General features: G+C 70.3%; 15 protein-coding genes. 5 read left to right on the top strand and 10 right to left on the bottom strand.

Going from position 1 to position 14,758, the window contains the following annotated elements:
* Positions 1-198 precede the first annotated feature (198 nt).
* Positions 199-939, top strand: a complete 741-nt coding sequence (locus OG625_RS17765; RefSeq protein ID WP_329381676.1) for a phosphatase PAP2 family protein — start codon at positions 199-201, stop codon at positions 937-939.
* 139 nt (positions 940-1,078) lie between these two features.
* Here OG625_RS17765 and OG625_RS17760 read toward each other — a convergent pair whose 3' ends face one another.
* Together OG625_RS17760 and OG625_RS17755 are read right to left on the bottom strand one after the other, a co-directional pair.
* A complete protein-coding gene (locus OG625_RS17760) occupies positions 1,079-1,297 on the bottom strand; it encodes a hypothetical protein (protein ID WP_329381673.1) in 219 nt (72 codons plus the stop codon).
* Positions 1,298-1,351: 54 nt separating this feature from the next.
* Complete coding sequence (locus OG625_RS17755) at positions 1,352-1,573, bottom strand: hypothetical protein (protein WP_329381670.1); 222 nt, start codon at positions 1,571-1,573, stop codon at positions 1,352-1,354.
* Between the two features lie 131 nt (positions 1,574-1,704).
* On the opposite strand from OG625_RS17755, the gene OG625_RS17750 reads away from it, so the two are divergent.
* Together OG625_RS17750 and OG625_RS17745 are read left to right on the top strand one after the other, a co-directional pair.
* A complete protein-coding gene (locus OG625_RS17750) occupies positions 1,705-2,538 on the top strand; it encodes a hypothetical protein (protein WP_329381667.1) in 834 nt (277 codons plus the stop codon).
* Between the two features lie 171 nt (positions 2,539-2,709).
* Complete coding sequence (locus OG625_RS17745; protein ID WP_362396070.1) at positions 2,710-2,865, top strand: hypothetical protein; 156 nt, start codon at positions 2,710-2,712, stop codon at positions 2,863-2,865.
* Positions 2,866-3,312: 447 nt separating this feature from the next.
* Here the strand turns inward: OG625_RS17745 and OG625_RS17740 are convergent, their stop codons facing one another.
* Positions 3,313-3,627 (bottom strand): metal-sensitive transcriptional regulator, encoded by a 315-nt coding sequence (locus OG625_RS17740; RefSeq protein WP_329381661.1) that lies wholly within the window; start codon positions 3,625-3,627, stop codon positions 3,313-3,315.
* A gap of 184 nt (positions 3,628-3,811) precedes the next feature.
* Between OG625_RS17740 and OG625_RS17735 the strand changes: the two genes are divergently transcribed.
* Together OG625_RS17735 and OG625_RS17730 are read left to right on the top strand one after the other, a co-directional pair.
* Complete coding sequence (locus tag OG625_RS17735; RefSeq protein WP_329381659.1) at positions 3,812-4,432, top strand: DUF47 domain-containing protein; 621 nt, start codon at positions 3,812-3,814, stop codon at positions 4,430-4,432.
* Between the two features lie 5 nt (positions 4,433-4,437).
* Positions 4,438-5,436, top strand: coding sequence for an inorganic phosphate transporter (locus tag OG625_RS17730; protein ID WP_329381656.1), 999 nt, complete (start codon positions 4,438-4,440; stop codon positions 5,434-5,436).
* A gap of 240 nt (positions 5,437-5,676) precedes the next feature.
* Here OG625_RS17730 and pstB read toward each other — a convergent pair whose 3' ends face one another.
* The 7 genes from pstB to mshD all read right to left on the bottom strand — a co-directional run bounded on the left by pstB (position 5,677) and on the right by mshD (position 14,626).
* Entirely contained in the window at positions 5,677-6,453 is a 777-nt protein-coding gene (gene pstB / locus OG625_RS17725; RefSeq protein ID WP_329381654.1) for a phosphate ABC transporter ATP-binding protein PstB, read from the bottom strand.
* Positions 6,454-6,482: 29 nt separating this feature from the next.
* The gene (pstA, locus tag OG625_RS17720) at positions 6,483-7,565 is read right to left on the bottom strand and encodes a phosphate ABC transporter permease PstA (RefSeq protein ID WP_329381651.1); all 1,083 of its coding nucleotides are present in this window, start codon (positions 7,563-7,565) and stop codon (positions 6,483-6,485) included.
* Positions 7,565-8,551, bottom strand: coding sequence for a phosphate ABC transporter permease subunit PstC (pstC, locus tag OG625_RS17715; RefSeq protein ID WP_329381649.1), 987 nt, complete (start codon positions 8,549-8,551; stop codon positions 7,565-7,567). Before pstC ends, pstA begins: the two co-directional genes overlap by 1 nt.
* Before the next feature lie 144 nt (positions 8,552-8,695).
* Positions 8,696-9,832: a phosphate ABC transporter substrate-binding protein PstS gene (gene pstS, locus OG625_RS17710; RefSeq protein ID WP_329381645.1), complete on the bottom strand. Its 1,137-nt coding sequence runs from the start codon at positions 9,830-9,832 to the stop codon at positions 8,696-8,698.
* Positions 9,833-10,076: 244 nt separating this feature from the next.
* On the bottom strand, positions 10,077-11,036 hold the full coding sequence (locus OG625_RS17705) for a CHAD domain-containing protein (RefSeq protein WP_329381642.1): 960 nt from the start codon (positions 11,034-11,036) through the stop codon (positions 10,077-10,079).
* A complete protein-coding gene (locus OG625_RS17700) occupies positions 11,017-13,269 on the bottom strand; it encodes an RNA degradosome polyphosphate kinase (protein ID WP_329381639.1) in 2,253 nt (750 codons plus the stop codon). The genes OG625_RS17705 and OG625_RS17700 overlap by 20 nt, the downstream gene beginning before the upstream one ends.
* A 430-nt stretch (positions 13,270-13,699) precedes the next feature.
* Positions 13,700-14,626 carry a mycothiol synthase gene (gene mshD / locus OG625_RS17695; protein ID WP_329381637.1) on the bottom strand — a complete coding sequence of 309 codons (927 nt, stop codon included), beginning with the start codon at positions 14,624-14,626 and terminating at the stop codon, positions 13,700-13,702.
* Positions 14,627-14,758: the final 132 nt, after the last annotated feature.

Genomic DNA, 14,758 nt, shown 5'->3' with positions numbered 1-14,758 from the left:
TCCGTAAGGCCAAGGCCCTGAGCTGCGACGATGAGTCACTCTTCGATAACGTTGGAGTGATCATTCGGTGGAGAGTGGAACGTAGTTGTCAGAACGGGCGTTCCATGGACATCGAGCTTGATCAAAACGGGGGCGAAGGGGCGCACACCGGCGTGCGCCCGCAGGGGAACCACGGCAAGAGCAAGGGGCCGCATCACCATGGCTGGACTCACGAGCGGTGGGCCGAATGTGGATGTCAGCCTGCTGTACGAGATCAACGGAGTGTCCCGGCAGGCCCCGGACTGGCTCGACCGGGCCGTCGGCCTGGCCGGTGAGTACGGGATCCTGCTGGCCCTGGTGCTCCTGGTCCTGTGGTGCTGGCGCGGTGCCCGCCGTCAGGACGAGGCCACGGCCGTGGAGTCCTTCGCCGCGCTGGTGTGGGCCCCGCTGGCCGCCGCTCTGGCCCTGCTCGTGAACGTGCCGCTGCGTGAATTCGTCGGCCGGCCGAGGCCGTTCAGGGAGCACGAGGGGCTGAACGTGCTCGACGCCGGTCTCGGGGGCCGGCTCGGCACCGAGTTCGGGAACACCCAGTTCTCCTTCGTCAGCGACCACGCCACCCTCGCGATGGCCCTGGGCGTAGGCCTGTTCGTGGCCAACCGGCGGCTCGGGCTCGTCGGGATCGCGCTGGCCGTCGCTGAGGGCGGGTGCCGCGTGTACATGGGCGTCCACTACCCGACCGACGTGATCGGCGGCTTCGCGCTCGGCACCGCGGTCGTCCTCGTACTCGCGCCGCTCACGATGGCCCTGCTGAACCCGCTGGTGCTCGCGGTGGCCCGGGCCCCGCGCCTGGGGCGTCTCGTACGGGCCAAGGAGCGGATGCTGCCGCGGCCGGTCGGGCTGCAGCAGGCACAGAACCCGGCGGCGGAGCAGCGTACGCACGAGAGCGACCTCGCGGCCTGATACGGCTTGATACGGCCTACGGCCTGATGGGCCTAGGCGGCGGCGTACGACTCCCATACGGCGAGCAGCGCGGCCGCCAGCAGGCACAGCCCCGCCGCGCCGAAGCACATCCGCACCGCCGTCGGGCGGGGGCGGGGGGTCACCGGTCGCCGCCGTCGGTGTCGCCGTCGCGGCGGTAGCGGGAGCGCAGCCACAGCCCGGTCGCCAGGGCTGCGGCGGTGGTGAGTCCCACGGCCAGGGCCACGTCGGCCGGACCGTCCGCGGACCCCACGGGTCGGGCCCAGGCGGCGCCGGCCGGGGCGGACACGATGAGCAGGGCCCAGAGGAGGGCCGCGAGGCGGGCTGCGGGTCCTGGCATGAGTCAAGGGCATCCGCTCCGGCGCGGGCCGGCCAGCCGAGTCGTCCGAACGGGCTACCCCTGCTCGGCCGTGTGCCGGCCGGCGTCCTTGCGGGCCAAGTCCCGGGAGCGGCGGGCCGGACCCTTCCAGCCGCAGGTGCAGACGGCCAGGCAGAACGATCCGCGATCGGCGGTGGAGGTGGTGTGCCCGGTCGGTGGCTGCGGCGGCTGCTGCGGGCGCTGGAGAGGTACGGAGGCAAGCGGAGGGACCAGGGGCGCTTCGGTGTGCGGTTCCACGTCCCCAAGGTACCCGGGTCGGGTGCGGCCCCGGGAGGGCCGCGGGCCGTGACGGGAAACCCCGGACCTCGTTAAGCGGAGCGGGTGGGGCCTCGGGCAGACAGCGGTCACGCGTTGGGGGTTGGCAGGCGATGGTGGTTCACCAGCACAGGCGGCGGCGCGGGCGTGCGGGTGAGGCGGTGCTGGCAGCCGGCGTCACCCTGGCCGTCACGGCGATGGGCGGATGCGCGGGCGGCGGCGGAGGTGACGACCGGCCTCCCGCGGACCCGGCGGCGGTGGTCCGCGGGGCCGCCGACGTGCTGACGAAGACCGGCAGCGCACGGGCCCGTACGGCCATGGAGATGGCCACGGGCGGGACCCGGGTCACGATCCGCGGCGAGGGCGGGGTCGACTTCAAGAACCGGATGGGCCAGCTGCTGGTCATGCTCCCGGCCGACGTGAAGGGGCAGGCCGAGCACCGCCCCATCACCGAGCTGCTCGTGCCGGGGGCGCTGTACATGAAGAACCGGGGCGCGGGCGTGCCGGCCGACAAGTGGGTCCGTGTCGATACGACGACCCTCGCCGACGGGAACCTGGTCACGGGCGGGGCCACCGATCCGCTGGTCGCGGCCGAGCTGCTGCGGGGCGCGCAGGAGGTGTCGTACGTCGGGGAGACCGAGGTGGCGGGCACCAAGGTGCGGCACTACCGGGGGACCACGGACATCGGGCGGGCCGCGCGGAGTGCGTCGGCGGAGATGCGGGGGGCGCTGGAGGCGGCGGCGAAAGGGTTCAGCAAGGACACGGTGCCGTTCGACGCGTACCTGGACGAGCAGGGGCGGCTGCGGAAGGTCCGCCACCGGTTCACGTACGTCAACGACGGGGTCATCGACGTCTCGTCGACGACGCTGCTGTACGGGTTCGGGACGCCGGTGACCGTGGTGCTGCCCCCCAGCGGGGACATCTACGCGGGGAAGATCGCGGAGTAGTGGGATCAGGCCAGTGTGGGGCGTGCGGGCCATGGGCCGGTGCCCGGAAATGGTCCTTCCGTGTCATGTGCTGCGGCGGGCGACCTCCCTACGCTGAGAAGCCGGGCGCCGGCGAGTGATGCGGCATGACCGATGACGGCCGGTGGCCGGTGGCAGATTGAGGTGACACGCGTGACTCCCGCAGGCGGTACGACGGTGCAGGACCACGTGGCGCTGGCCGAGATCGAACTGTGCGGTGAGCTGATCATCGCGGCGTCGGCCGCGGTCGAGGACCGGCTGAGCCAGGACCGGATCGACGAGGTGCTGATGGGGATCTGGAGCGGCTGACTGCGCGCGGCGCGGCGCGGTGCGGGCACTTGGCGGCGCCGGATGGTGGGGGGCTTGAGGATCGGGGCTCCGCCCCGGACCCCCGCGCCTCAATCGCCGGCGGGGCTGGATTTGCCTGGCGGGGCCGGAGGGTGCCGCGGGATGGGAAGACCCGGGGGCTCCGCCCCCGGACCCCCGCGCCTCAATCGCCGGCGGGGCTGGATTTGCCTGGCGGGGCCGGAGGGTGCCGCGGGATGGGAAGACCCGGGGGCTCCGCCCCCGGGCCCCCGCGCCTCAAACGCCGGCGGGGCTGGGATTGCCTGGCGGGGTTGGAGGGCGCTGCGGGGCAGGCGGTGCCGCGAGGCGGGTGCCGCGGGCCCGGGGAGGGCGGAGGGGCGACGGACGGAGTCCGGCGCAGCGGGCCGAAGCCCGGGAGGCCCGCCAGGGCCGAGCGGTGCGAGGGGCGCGTTAAGTACGCAAAAGGCGGGCGATGGCCTTTGTGGCTTCTTCTACCTTCGCGTCGATTTCAGTGCCGCCCTTGACCGCCGCGTCCGCGACGCAGTGGCGGAGGTGTTCCTCCAGGAGCTGGAGTGCGAAGGACTGGAGGGCCTTCGTGCTCGCGGAGACCTGGGTGAGTATGTCGATGCAGTACACGTCCTCCTCGACGAGCCGCTGGAGGCCGCGGATCTGGCCCTCGATCCGGCGCAGCCGCTTGAGGTGCTCGTCCTTCTGGTGGTGGTAGCCGTGGACGGCTCCGGAACCTTCTGCCTCGACGGTCGTCATGAGTCCTCCTGTGGTGCGTGTATACCCCTCGTGGGTATAGGGTACCGGGCTTCCGGCGCAGGGACAGGGGGCCATGGTCCTCACTCTGGCTGATGGAGGACACTGGGGAACCGCCGGTTAGCCGTGGCCGGGGGATGCGCCTAGCATCAGCCTGACCGAATCCAATGCACCCCGAGGACCTCACGTGCGATTTCGTCTGACCCCCAGGGAGACGAGCTTCTACGACATGTTCGCCGTCTCCGCGGACAACATCGTCACGGGCTCCAAGCTCCTGATGGAACTGCTCGGAGCGGACTCCTCCGCACGGGCCGAGATCGCGGAGCGGATGCGGGCTGCGGAGCACGCGGGAGACGACGCGACCCACGCGATCTTCCACCAGCTCAACTCCTCCTTCATCACGCCGTTCGACCGCGAGGACATCTACAACCTGGCCTCTTCGCTCGACGACATCATGGACTTCATGGAGGAGGCGGTCGACCTGGTCGTCCTCTACAACGTGGAGGAGCTCCCCAAGGGCGTCGAGCAGCAGATCGAGGTGCTGGCGCGCGCGGCCGAGCTGACCGCCGAGGCCATGCCGCACCTGCGGACGATGGACAACCTGACCGAGTACTGGATCGAGGTCAACCGCCTTGAGAACCAGGCCGACCAGATCCACCGCAAGCTGCTGGCCCAGCTCTTCAACGGCAAGTACGACGCCATCGAGGTGCTGAAGCTCAAGCAGATCGTCGACGTGCTCGAAGAGGCGGCCGACGCGTTCGAGCACGTTGCGAACACGGTGGAGACCATCGCGGTCAAGGAGTCCTGAACCTCGTGGACACCTTCGCTCTGGTCGTGACCATCGGTGTCGCGCTCGGCTTTACCTATACGAACGGTTTCCACGACTCGGCGAACGCGATCGCGACGTCGGTCTCGACGCGGGCGCTGACCCCGCGCGCCGCCCTGGCGATGGCCGCCGTGATGAACCTCGCCGGTGCCTTCCTGGGCAGCGGGGTGGCCAAGACGGTCAGCGAGGGCCTGATCGAGACGCCCCACGGCACCCGGGGCATGTGGATCCTCTTCGCGGCGCTGGTCGGCGCGATCGTGTGGAACCTGATCACCTGGTACTTCGGTCTGCCCTCGTCCTCCTCGCACGCGCTGTTCGGCGGCATGGTGGGTGCGGCGCTGGCCGGTGGCACCGCGGTGATCTGGTCGGGCGTGGTCGACAAGGTCGTCATCCCGATGTTCATCTCGCCGGTGGTCGGTCTCGTGGCCGGTTACCTGGTGATGGTCTGCATCATGTGGATGTTCCGCCGGGCCAACCCGCACAAGGCGAAGCGCGGCTTCCGTATCGCGCAGACGGTCTCCGCGGCCGCCATGGCCCTGGGTCACGGTCTCCAGGACGCGCAGAAGACCATGGGCATCGTGATGATGGCCCTGGTCATCGCCGATGTGCAGGCCGCCGGCTCGGCCATCCCGATCTGGGTGAAGGTCGCGTGTGCCGTGATGCTGTCGCTCGGTACGTACGCGGGTGGCTGGCGCATCATGCGTACGCTCGGCCGCAAGATCATCGAGCTGGACCCGCCGCAGGGCTTCGCGGCGGAGACCACCGGTGCCTCGATCATGTTCGGCTCGGCGTTCCTCTTCCACGCGCCGATCTCCACCACCCACGTGATCACCTCGGCGATCATGGGCGTGGGCGCGACCAAGCGGGTGAACGCGGTCCGCTGGGGCGTCGCCAAGAACATCATCCTCGGCTGGTTCATCACGATGCCGGCGGCGGCTTTGGTCGCCGCGGTGTGCTTCTGGCTCGTGAACCTGGCGTTCGTCTAGCCGGAGTCGGCCCCCTGCTGGGGGTCCGGGGGTCATCCCCCGGGCCATGCAGTATCACGATGCCGGCGGCGGCTTTGGTCGCCGCGGTGTGCTTCTGGCTCGTGAACCTGGCGTTCGTCTGACGACGGTAGGAACGAGAGCGGGCCGGCTCCCCCCACCCAGGGGGAGCCGGCCCTTTTTCTTTCTTTCGCCTTGCGGTGGCACCGCCATGCAGCACCGCAGGACGTTCAGAACATCTCTTTAGCCGAAGCGGCCGGAGATGTAGTCCTCGGTCGCCTGCACGGACGGGTTCGAGAAGATCCGGTCCGTGTCGTCGATCTCGACGAGCTTGCCGGGCTGGCCCACCGCCGAGAGGTTGAAGAAGGCGGTGCGGTCCGAGACGCGGGCCGCCTGCTGCATGTTGTGCGTCACGATGACGATCGTGAAGCGCTCCTTCAGCTCGCCGATCAGGTCCTCGATGGCGAGGGTGGAGATCGGGTCGAGGGCCGAGCAGGGCTCGTCCATCAGCAGGACCTGCGGCTCGACCGCGATGGCGCGGGCGATGCACAGACGCTGCTGCTGGCCGCCGGAGAGGCCGGAGCCGGGCTTGTTCAGGCGGTCCTTGACCTCGTTCCAGAGGTTGGCGCCCTGGAGGGACTTCTCCACGATGTCCGAGAGCTCGGCCTTCTTGAAGGAGCCGTTGAGGCGCAGGCCCGCCGCCACGTTGTCGAAGATCGACATGGTGGGGAAGGGGTTCGGACGCTGGAAGACCATGCCGACCGTGCGGCGGACCGCGACCGGGTCCACGCCGGGGCCGTACAGGTTCTCGTCGTCCAGGAGCACCTTGCCTTCGACGCGGCCACCGGGGGTGACCTCGTGCATGCGGTTCAGGGTGCGCAGGAAGGTGGACTTGCCGCAGCCGGACGGGCCGATGAAGGCCGTCACGGAGCGGGGCTCCACGGTCATCGAGATGTCGTCGATGGCCTTGTGGGTGCCGTAGAAGGCGGACAGTCCGCTGACGTCGATTCGCTTCGCCATGAGGGTCACTTCGCTTTCATGTGGTCGCGTCAGCGACCGGTCTTGGGGGCCTTCCAGCGGGCGATGCCGCGGGCCACCAGATTGAGGATCATGACGAAGGCGATCAGGACGAGAGCTGCTGCCCATGCCCGGTCGTAGGAGGCTTCACTGCCGACCTTGTACTGCTCCCAAATGTAGAGGGGGAGCGAGGACTGGGCGCCTTCGAAGGGGTTGCCGTTGATCAGCTGCGAACCGAAGACCAGCAGCATGATCGGCGCCGTCTCACCGGCGATGCGGGCGACGGCCAGCATCACACCGGTGGAGATACCGCCGATGGCGGTGGGGAGCACGACCTTGAGGATCACGCGCCACTTCGGCACACCGAGGGCCAGCGCGGCCTCGCGCAGCTCGTTCGGGACGAGCTTGAGCATCTCCTCGGTGGAGCGGACCACGACGGGCATCATCAGGATCGACAGGGCCATGGCGCCGGCGAAGCCGGAGGGGCCGAAGCCGAGCATCAGGTTCCAGGTCGTCAGGATGAACAGACCCGCGACGATGGAGGGGATGCCGGTCATGACGTCGACGAAGAAGGTCACGGCCTTGGCGAGCGAGCCCCGGCCGTACTCGACCAGGTAGACGGCGGTCAGCAGGCCGATGGGCGCCGCGATCAGGGTGGCCAGGAGAACCTGCTCGATCGTGCCGAGCAGCGCGTGGTAGACGCCGCCGCCCTCGTCGAAGCTGGTCACGCCGTTCATCGAGTGGCTGAGGAAGTTCGCGTTGAGGAGCTTCAGGCCGCGGCTGATCGTGATCCACATCAGGGACAGCAGCGGGATGACCGCGAGGACGAAGCAGACCCATACGAGGGAGGTCGCGACGCGGTCCTTGGCCTGGCGGCGGTTCTCGATGACCGCGCTGGCGGTGTACGTGATCCCGACGAACAGGATGGCCGCGATCAGGCCCCACTGGACCTTGCTCTGCAGGTCGAAGGCGATGCCGACGCCGGCGCCGAGGGCGATCGAGAGGACCGCGATGGCGGCCGGGGCCCAGCGGGGCAGGCCTCCTCGGGTGAGGCTGGCGGGGGCGGCGGACTTGCGGGCCCGGACGGGCCGCTGGTCCTGGAGTGCGTGGCTCATCAGGCGTTCGCCCCCGAGAAGTCCTTGCGGCGAGCGATGATCAGGCGAGCTGCACCGTTGACCAGCAGGGTGAGCAGGAAGAGGACCAGACCGGAGGCGATCAGCGCGTCCCGGCCGAACTCGTTGGCCTCGTCGAACTTCGCGGCGATGTTCTGCGCGAAGGTGCCGCCGCCCGGGTTCAGGACGTGGAACGAGATCAGGAAGCTCGGGGAGAGGACGGTCGCGACGGCCATGGTCTCGCCGAGTGCGCGGCCGAGGCCGAGCATCGAGGCGGAGATGACACCGGAGCGGCCGAAGGGCAGCACCGACATCCGGATGACCTCCCAGCGGGTCGCGCCGAGGGCCAGTGCGGCTTCCTCGTTCATGCGCGGGACCTGGAGGAAGACCTCGCGGCTGACGCTGGTCACGATCGGCAGGATCATGATCGCGAGCAGGATGCCGACGGTGAAGAGCGAGCGGGCGACGCCGATCTGGGTCTTCTCGAAGACGTACGTCCAGCCGAGGAACTCGTCCAGCCAGAGGTTCAGGCCGTTGAGCTGCGGGACCAGGAAGAGCGCGCCCCAGATGCCGTAGATGATCGACGGCACGGCGGCCAGCAGGTCGACCACGTAGGCGAGGGGGGCGGCCAGCTTGCGCGGCGCGTAGTGCGAGATGAAGAGGGCGATGCCGACAGCGATCGGAACCGCGATGGCCATCGCGATGATCGAGCTGATGACAGTGCCGAAGAGCAGGACGGCGATGCCGAAGACGGGCGGGTTGGCCGACGCGTTCCAGTCGAAGGTGGTGAGGAAGTTGCCCTCGTTCTTCGACAGCGCGATCGAGGCACGGTAGGTGAGGAAGGCGGCGATCGACGCCATGATCACCAGGAGCAGGATGCCGGAGCCCTTGGAGAGCCCGGCGAAGATCTTGTCACCGGCGCGGCCGGTGGACCCTTCGCTCTTGGCGACAGGCGGAGCCGTGTCTATCTGGGTGGGTGTGAAAGCCATGGTCTTTCCGGTCTGTGTGGGGGGCAGGCCCCCTGGCGGCGGTGCACCGGATTTCCCCTGGGTGAAGGGGAAGGGTCCCGGGGTCCGGCCCACCCCCGGTCCCCGGACGGGGGGTGGGGGTGGACCGGACCTCGGGGTCAGGATTTAGCCGAGGGTCTTGATGATTTCGCGGACCTTGGCGTTGATCTCGGCCGGGATCGGCGCGTAGCCGTTCTCGAGGAGGACCTTCTGGCCCGCGTCCGAGGCGGCGTAGTTCAGGAAGGACTTCACGGTCGGGAGCGTCTCGGCCTTGTTGCCCTTGTCGCAGACGACCTCGTACGTGACCAGGACCAGCGGGTAGGCACCCTCGGCCTTGGTGGCGTAGTCGAGCTTCAGGGCCAGGTCGGAACCGGTGCCGGAGATCTTGGCGGCGGCGATGGCCTTGGAGGCGTTCTCGCCGGTGGCCTTGACCGGGGCGGCGGCGCCCGTGTTCAGGTCGACCGTACGGATGCTCTGCGAGGAGGCGAAGGAGAGCTCGAAGTAGCCGATCGCGCCGTCGACCTGCTTGACCTGCGCGGCGACACCCGCGGAGCCCGAGGCGGCCTGGCCACCCGGAGCGGCCCACTTCTTCGCGGGCTCGTGCGGCCAGGCGTCGGGCGCGGTGGCCTTCAGGTACTTGGTGACGTTCTCGGTGGTACCCGAGTCGTCAGAGCGGTGGAAGGCCTGGATGGCGGTGGAGGGAAGCGTGACGCCCGGGTTCAGCTTCTTGATCGCCTCGTCGTCCCACTTCTTGATCTTGTCGTTGAAGATGTTGGCGATCGTGGCGGCGTCGAGGTTCAGCTTGTCCACGCCGGCGACGTTGAAGCCGAGGGCGACGGGGCCGCCGACCATCGGCAGGTCGATGGCCTGGCCACCGGTGCAGATCTTCTTCGACTCCTCGACCTGCTCCGGCTTCAGCGCCGAGTCGGAGCCGGCGAAACCGACGGTGCCCTGGTTGAAGGCGACGATGCCCTCACCGGAGGAGGAGGACTTGTAGTTGACCTCGACGCCGGAGCAGGCGGCCATGTAGTTCTTGATCCACAGCTCGACCGCGTTCTTCTGCGCGGAAGAACCCGAGGCCAGGAGCTTGCCCTTGGCGTCGTCGCACTTGATGTCGCCGGCGGCCGGGGCCGAGGCCTTCGGGCTGCCTTCGGCGGTCTTCGTGTTGTCGTCCGAGCCGCACGCCGTCAGCACCAGGGCGCCGGACACGACGAGCGCCCCGAGGGCGGAGGCACGAAGCATGTTCTTGCGCTGAAGCTTCACTTTCGGGTGTTCCTTCCAGAAGCCGCCGGCCGCTTTCTGTATCGGGGCGGCGTGCGAAGAGGACTACGTCGGTGTGCCCGGTGAGTTGCTCGACCTGAGGGCGACTCGCTCCGTGCACCTCCGAAATTAGGCAGGACAGGTGAAGCAGCCGACCGGGGAGAGTGAACGGACGGTGAACCGTGGCGGACGACCCGGTGCGTTCCGACCGGTACGTACATGGACGTAAGCATCCGTTATCCCGCCGTTACCGGGGCGTGACCGCGGCTGGATCCGGAAGCCAGATGTCCTGGAAGGCGGCCCGCGCCGCCTCCACCTCGTGTCGCTGGTCCGCGTGCAGCACGCCCAGGGCGTACGCCGTCGCCGGGGCGATGCGCGGGGTGCGGGCCGCGGTCGCGGAGGCCGCGGCGGCCGCGGCCGCGTCGCGGTGGCGGTCCAGGGCCTCGCCGGCGGTGGCCAGCCGGGCCACGCCCCCGCCCAGTGCCTCCCGCGCGTAGCGGTGGACCCGCAGGAGGCGGCGCACCTCGTGCCAGAGCCCGTCGTGGTCGCAGTCGTACGGGTGCGCGTGGTCCACCGGCGGCAGTGCCGCGACCGCCGTCGAGAGGCGGTTTTCGGCCACCTCCGCCAGTGGAACCAGGACCTCCGACACCCGGCCCCGGGCCGCGACCAGGTTCAGCGGGACCTCCGAGGCCAGTACCGCCACCGCGTCCGCCACCGCGTGGAAGCGGGCGGAGCCGAGGGCCTGGAGGGTGGCCGAGTGGGCCCGCGTACGGGCCAGGGTCAGCTGTCGCTCCAGCAGTGCGCCGGCCCGGGCCGAACCCACCGTGAGCGCCCCCGAGCCGGCCCGGGGACCCGGCACCTCGGGGGAGGAGGGCCCCGACAGCCGGTGCAGCGCGTCCATCAGCCGCGTCAGCCGGGCCGCGTACGCGTGCTCGTCGGCCAGCGTCGTGGACAGCCACACCAGCTCGGTGCGCAGCCCGTCCGCCCACGAGGACTCCGTCACCCCCCGGAACGTCGCCAGTGAGCCGCTGATCCGGCGCGCGGCCCCCCGCAGGCCGCGCGCCGCCTCGCTGCTCTCCGCGGCGTCCGACACGCCCGCCGCGCCCGCGTCGTGCAGGCGCAGCGCGCGCAGGAAAGCGGTGGCTTGGGATGTCAGGTAGACGCCGAGCACGTCACCTGCGGTCGGGTCATGGTTTGACTGAGCCACGCCGGCGCCTCCGGGCGTCTATGAGCATCTCCTGTACGTGCCGCAGCGGCTGACCCTCGGAGTCCGTGCTGTGCCGGGTCCATTCGCCGTCCGGTCCCAGGTGCCAGGAGGAGGTGAGGTCGGACATGCCGGTCTCGAGCATCCGGTCCAGTGCCGCGCGGTGGGCCGGGTCGGCGACCCTGACCAGTGCTTCGATACGGCGGTCGAGATTGCGGTGCATCATGTCGGCGCTGCCGATCCACACCTCGGGCTCGCCGCCGTTGCCGAAGGCGAAGACCCGCGAGTGCTCCAGGAAGCGGCCGAGGATCGAGCGGACCCGGATGTTCTCCGAGAGCCCGGGGACTCCCGGGCGTACGGCACAGATGCCGCGGACCCAGATGTCGACGGGCACGCCCGCCTGGGCGGCCCGGTAGAGCGAGTCGATGAGCGCCTCGTCGACGATCGAGTTCATCTTCATGCGGACGTACGCGGGGCGGCCGGCCTTGTAGTGGGCGGCCTCCTTGTCGATCCGGGCTACCAGCCCGTCGCGCAGCGAGCGCGGGGCGACGATCAGCCGGCGGTAGGTCTCGCGGCGCGAGTAGCCCGACAGCCGGTTGAACAGGTCGGAGAGGTCCGCGCCGACCTGCGGGTCCGTGGTGAGCAGGCCGAGGTCCTCGTAGAGGCGGGCCGTCTTGGGGTGGTAGTTGCCGGTGCCCACGTGTGAGTAGCGGCGCAGCGTGTCGCCCTCCTGGCGGACGACGAGCGACAGCTTGCAGTGGGTCTTGAGGCCGACGAGCCCGTAGACGACGTGGCAGCCGGACTCCTCCAGCTTGCGCGCCCACTTGATGTTGGCCTGCTCGTCGAAGCGGGCCTTGATCTCGACGAGGACGAGGACCTGCTTGCCGGAGTCGGCGGCGTCGATCAGGGCGTCCACGATCGGCGAGTCGCCGGAGGTGCGGTAGAGCGTCTGCTTGATCGCGAGCACGTCCGGGTCGGCGGCGGCCTGCTCCAGGAAGGCCTGCACCGAGGTGGAGAACGAGTCGTACGGGTGGTGCAGCAGGACGTCCCGCTCGCGCAGGGCGGCGAAGATGTCGGGCGCGGACGCGGACTCGACCTCGGCGAGGTCCCGGTGGGTGCCGGCGACGAACTTCGGGAACTTCAGCTCCGGGATGTCCAGCGAGGCGATCCCGAAGAGGGCGGTCAGGTCCAGCGGGCCGGGCAGCGGGTACACCTCGGAGGCGTTGACCTTCAGCTCCTGCACCAGGAGGTCCAGTACGCCGGGGTCGATGGACTCCTCGACCTCCAGGCGCACGGGCGGGCCGAAACGGCGCCGCATGAGCTCCTTCTCCAGGGCCTGGAGCAGGTTCTCCGCGTCGTCTTCCTCGACTTCGAGGTCCTCGTTGCGGGTCACCCGGAACATGTGGTGCGCGAGCACCTCCATGCCGGGGAACAGCTCCTCCAGGTGCGCGGCGATGACGTCCTCCAGCGGGACGTAGCGCTGCGGGGAGGCCTCCAGGAAGCGGGAGAGGATCGGCGGGACCTTGACGCGGGCGAAGTGGCGGTGGCCGCTGACCGGGTTGCGTACGACGACGGCCAGGTTCAGGGACAGGCCGGAGATGTACGGGAACGGGTGCGCGGGGTCCACGGCCAGCGGGGTGAGCACCGGGAAGATCTGGTTCCGGAACAGCGTGAAGAGGCGCGCCTGCTCCTTCTCGGTGAGGTCGGCCCAGCGGATGAGGTGGACGCCCTCCTCGGCGAGGGCCGGGGCGATGTCCTGCTGGAAGCAGGCGGCGTGCCGGGCCATGAGCTCGCGCGAGCGGGTCCAGATGCTGTCCAGCACCTCGCGGGGCTGCAGGCCGGAGGCCGAACGGGTGGCGACACCCGTCGCGATACGCCGTTTGAGGCCGGCCACGCGGACCATGAAGAACTCGTCGAGGTTGCTGGCGAAGATCGCCAGGTAGTTCGCGCGTTCCAGGAGGGGCGTGGTGGGGTCCTCGGCGAGCTCCAGCACGCGCTCGTTGAAGGCGAGCCAGCTGCGCTCCCGGTCGAGGAAGCGGTTCGGCGGGAGCTCGCCGCCGTCCTTGTCCTCGTACGTGTCCAGATCGGCGTCGAGGTCCGGATCGAGGCCGACGTGGGGCCGGTGCGCGGCTATGGACCCCAGGCGCGGGGGGCCGGCGACCGCCGTGGTGGTGGCGTTGTGAGACGGGTGCTGGGCGGCGACCTCGGTGGGGCCTGCGCTGGGCTTGTGGCTCATGACTCCATTCTTCCGCGCGCGCGGAAGAACAGGCGCGTCGGAAGTGTCGGCCGTCAGTCGGAGTCGGGGCTGCCGGGGCTGCATTCACGGAGCGTCGCAAGGTCGTCTGAATGCCCGGTTAATGGCGTGTGGCTTCCCGGCTCCGGCTGGTGTGCGGTTGCGCTGCGCTGGGCTGCCGGGTGTCGAGGGGGTGGCGGGGGGTGCGGTGGGGGTGGGTGGGTGCGGGGGCCGATGCGGCGCCGTTGCCGGGGCGCTGGCCCGGACCCCGCTCCTCAAACGCCGGAGGGGCTGGAAAGACCCGGGGCTCCGCCCCCGGACCCCCGCTCCTCAAACGCCGGAGGGGCTGGAAAGACCCGGGGCTCCGCCCCCGGACCCCCGCTCCTCAAACGCCGGAGGGGGGCTGGGGGCGCCGGCGGGGGTGGGTTTGGGGTCAGCTTTCCGTGCGGTACATCAGGTCGACCTCGTGGGTGGTGAAGCCGAGGCCCTCGTAGACGCGCAGGGCCGCCGGATTGTCGGCGTCCACGTAGAGCATCGCCGTCGGGAGGCCCTGGGCCGCGAGGTGGCGCAGGCCGATCGCGGTGAGGGCCTTGCCGAGGCCGCCGCCCTGGGCGCCCGGGCGGACTCCGAGTACGTAGACCTCGCCGAGCGCGTCCTTCGCGTGGACCTTCGTCCAGTGGAAGCCGACCAGCTCGCCCTCGCGCTCGGCGAGGAAGAAGCCCTCCGGGTCGAACCAGGGCTGCGCGATCCGGTCGTTCAGGTCCCGCTGGGTCAGTGCGCCCTGCTCCGGGTGGTGGGCGAAGGCGGCCGCGTTCGCCGCGAGCCAGGCGGTGTCGTCGGAGCCGGGCACGAAGGTGCGGACCGTCACCCCGGGCGGGAGGACCGGCTCGGGCAGCGGGTCGCCCTCGGCCAGGGGGCGGCGCAGCTGGCGCAGTTCACGGAAGAGGGTCAGCCCGAGCACCTGTGCGAGGTGCCGGGCGGCCGACTTGCCGCCGTGCGCCCACACCCGGATCCGCTTGCCGGACGCGGCCAGCAGGGCCGAGCCCAGGGCCCGCCCGTGGCCGCGGCCGCGCAGCGCCGGGTGGACGACGAGCTCGGCGGCCGGGGCCTCCACCGGGTCGGTGTCCTCCAGTTGCCCGTATCCGGCGAGCCGCCCGCCCTCGGTGAGCAGGAAGTGCCGGATCCCCTCGCGCGGGCCGCCGCGCAGCTGGAGCCGGCCCTGTTCGGACACGGCGGTGGTGCCGTCGGTCCGGGCCGCGTCCTCGATCAGGGCGAGGACGGATTCGGCCTGTTCCTCCGTCAGCTCTTCGAGGGTCTCAATCTGCCGTCCCGGCTCCAGGGCCGCTGCTGCGTCAGTCATGACACGAGCCTACGACCGCGGGGGGCGGGCGGCGGAGTGTGGGCGCGAGGTGGGCCCGTCTTCTGCGCGTAACCAGCTCGATACCCGTTCCCCCCTGTCGTGCTACGCGCGTTGACCATAGGCTTCGGCGGA

Source organism: Streptomyces sp. NBC_01351 (assembly GCF_036237315.1).
GTDB lineage: Bacteria > Actinomycetota > Actinomycetes > Streptomycetales > Streptomycetaceae > Streptomyces.
Note: the sequence above shows the minus strand (reverse complement) of the source record. Positions and strands in the feature narration are given on the sequence as shown.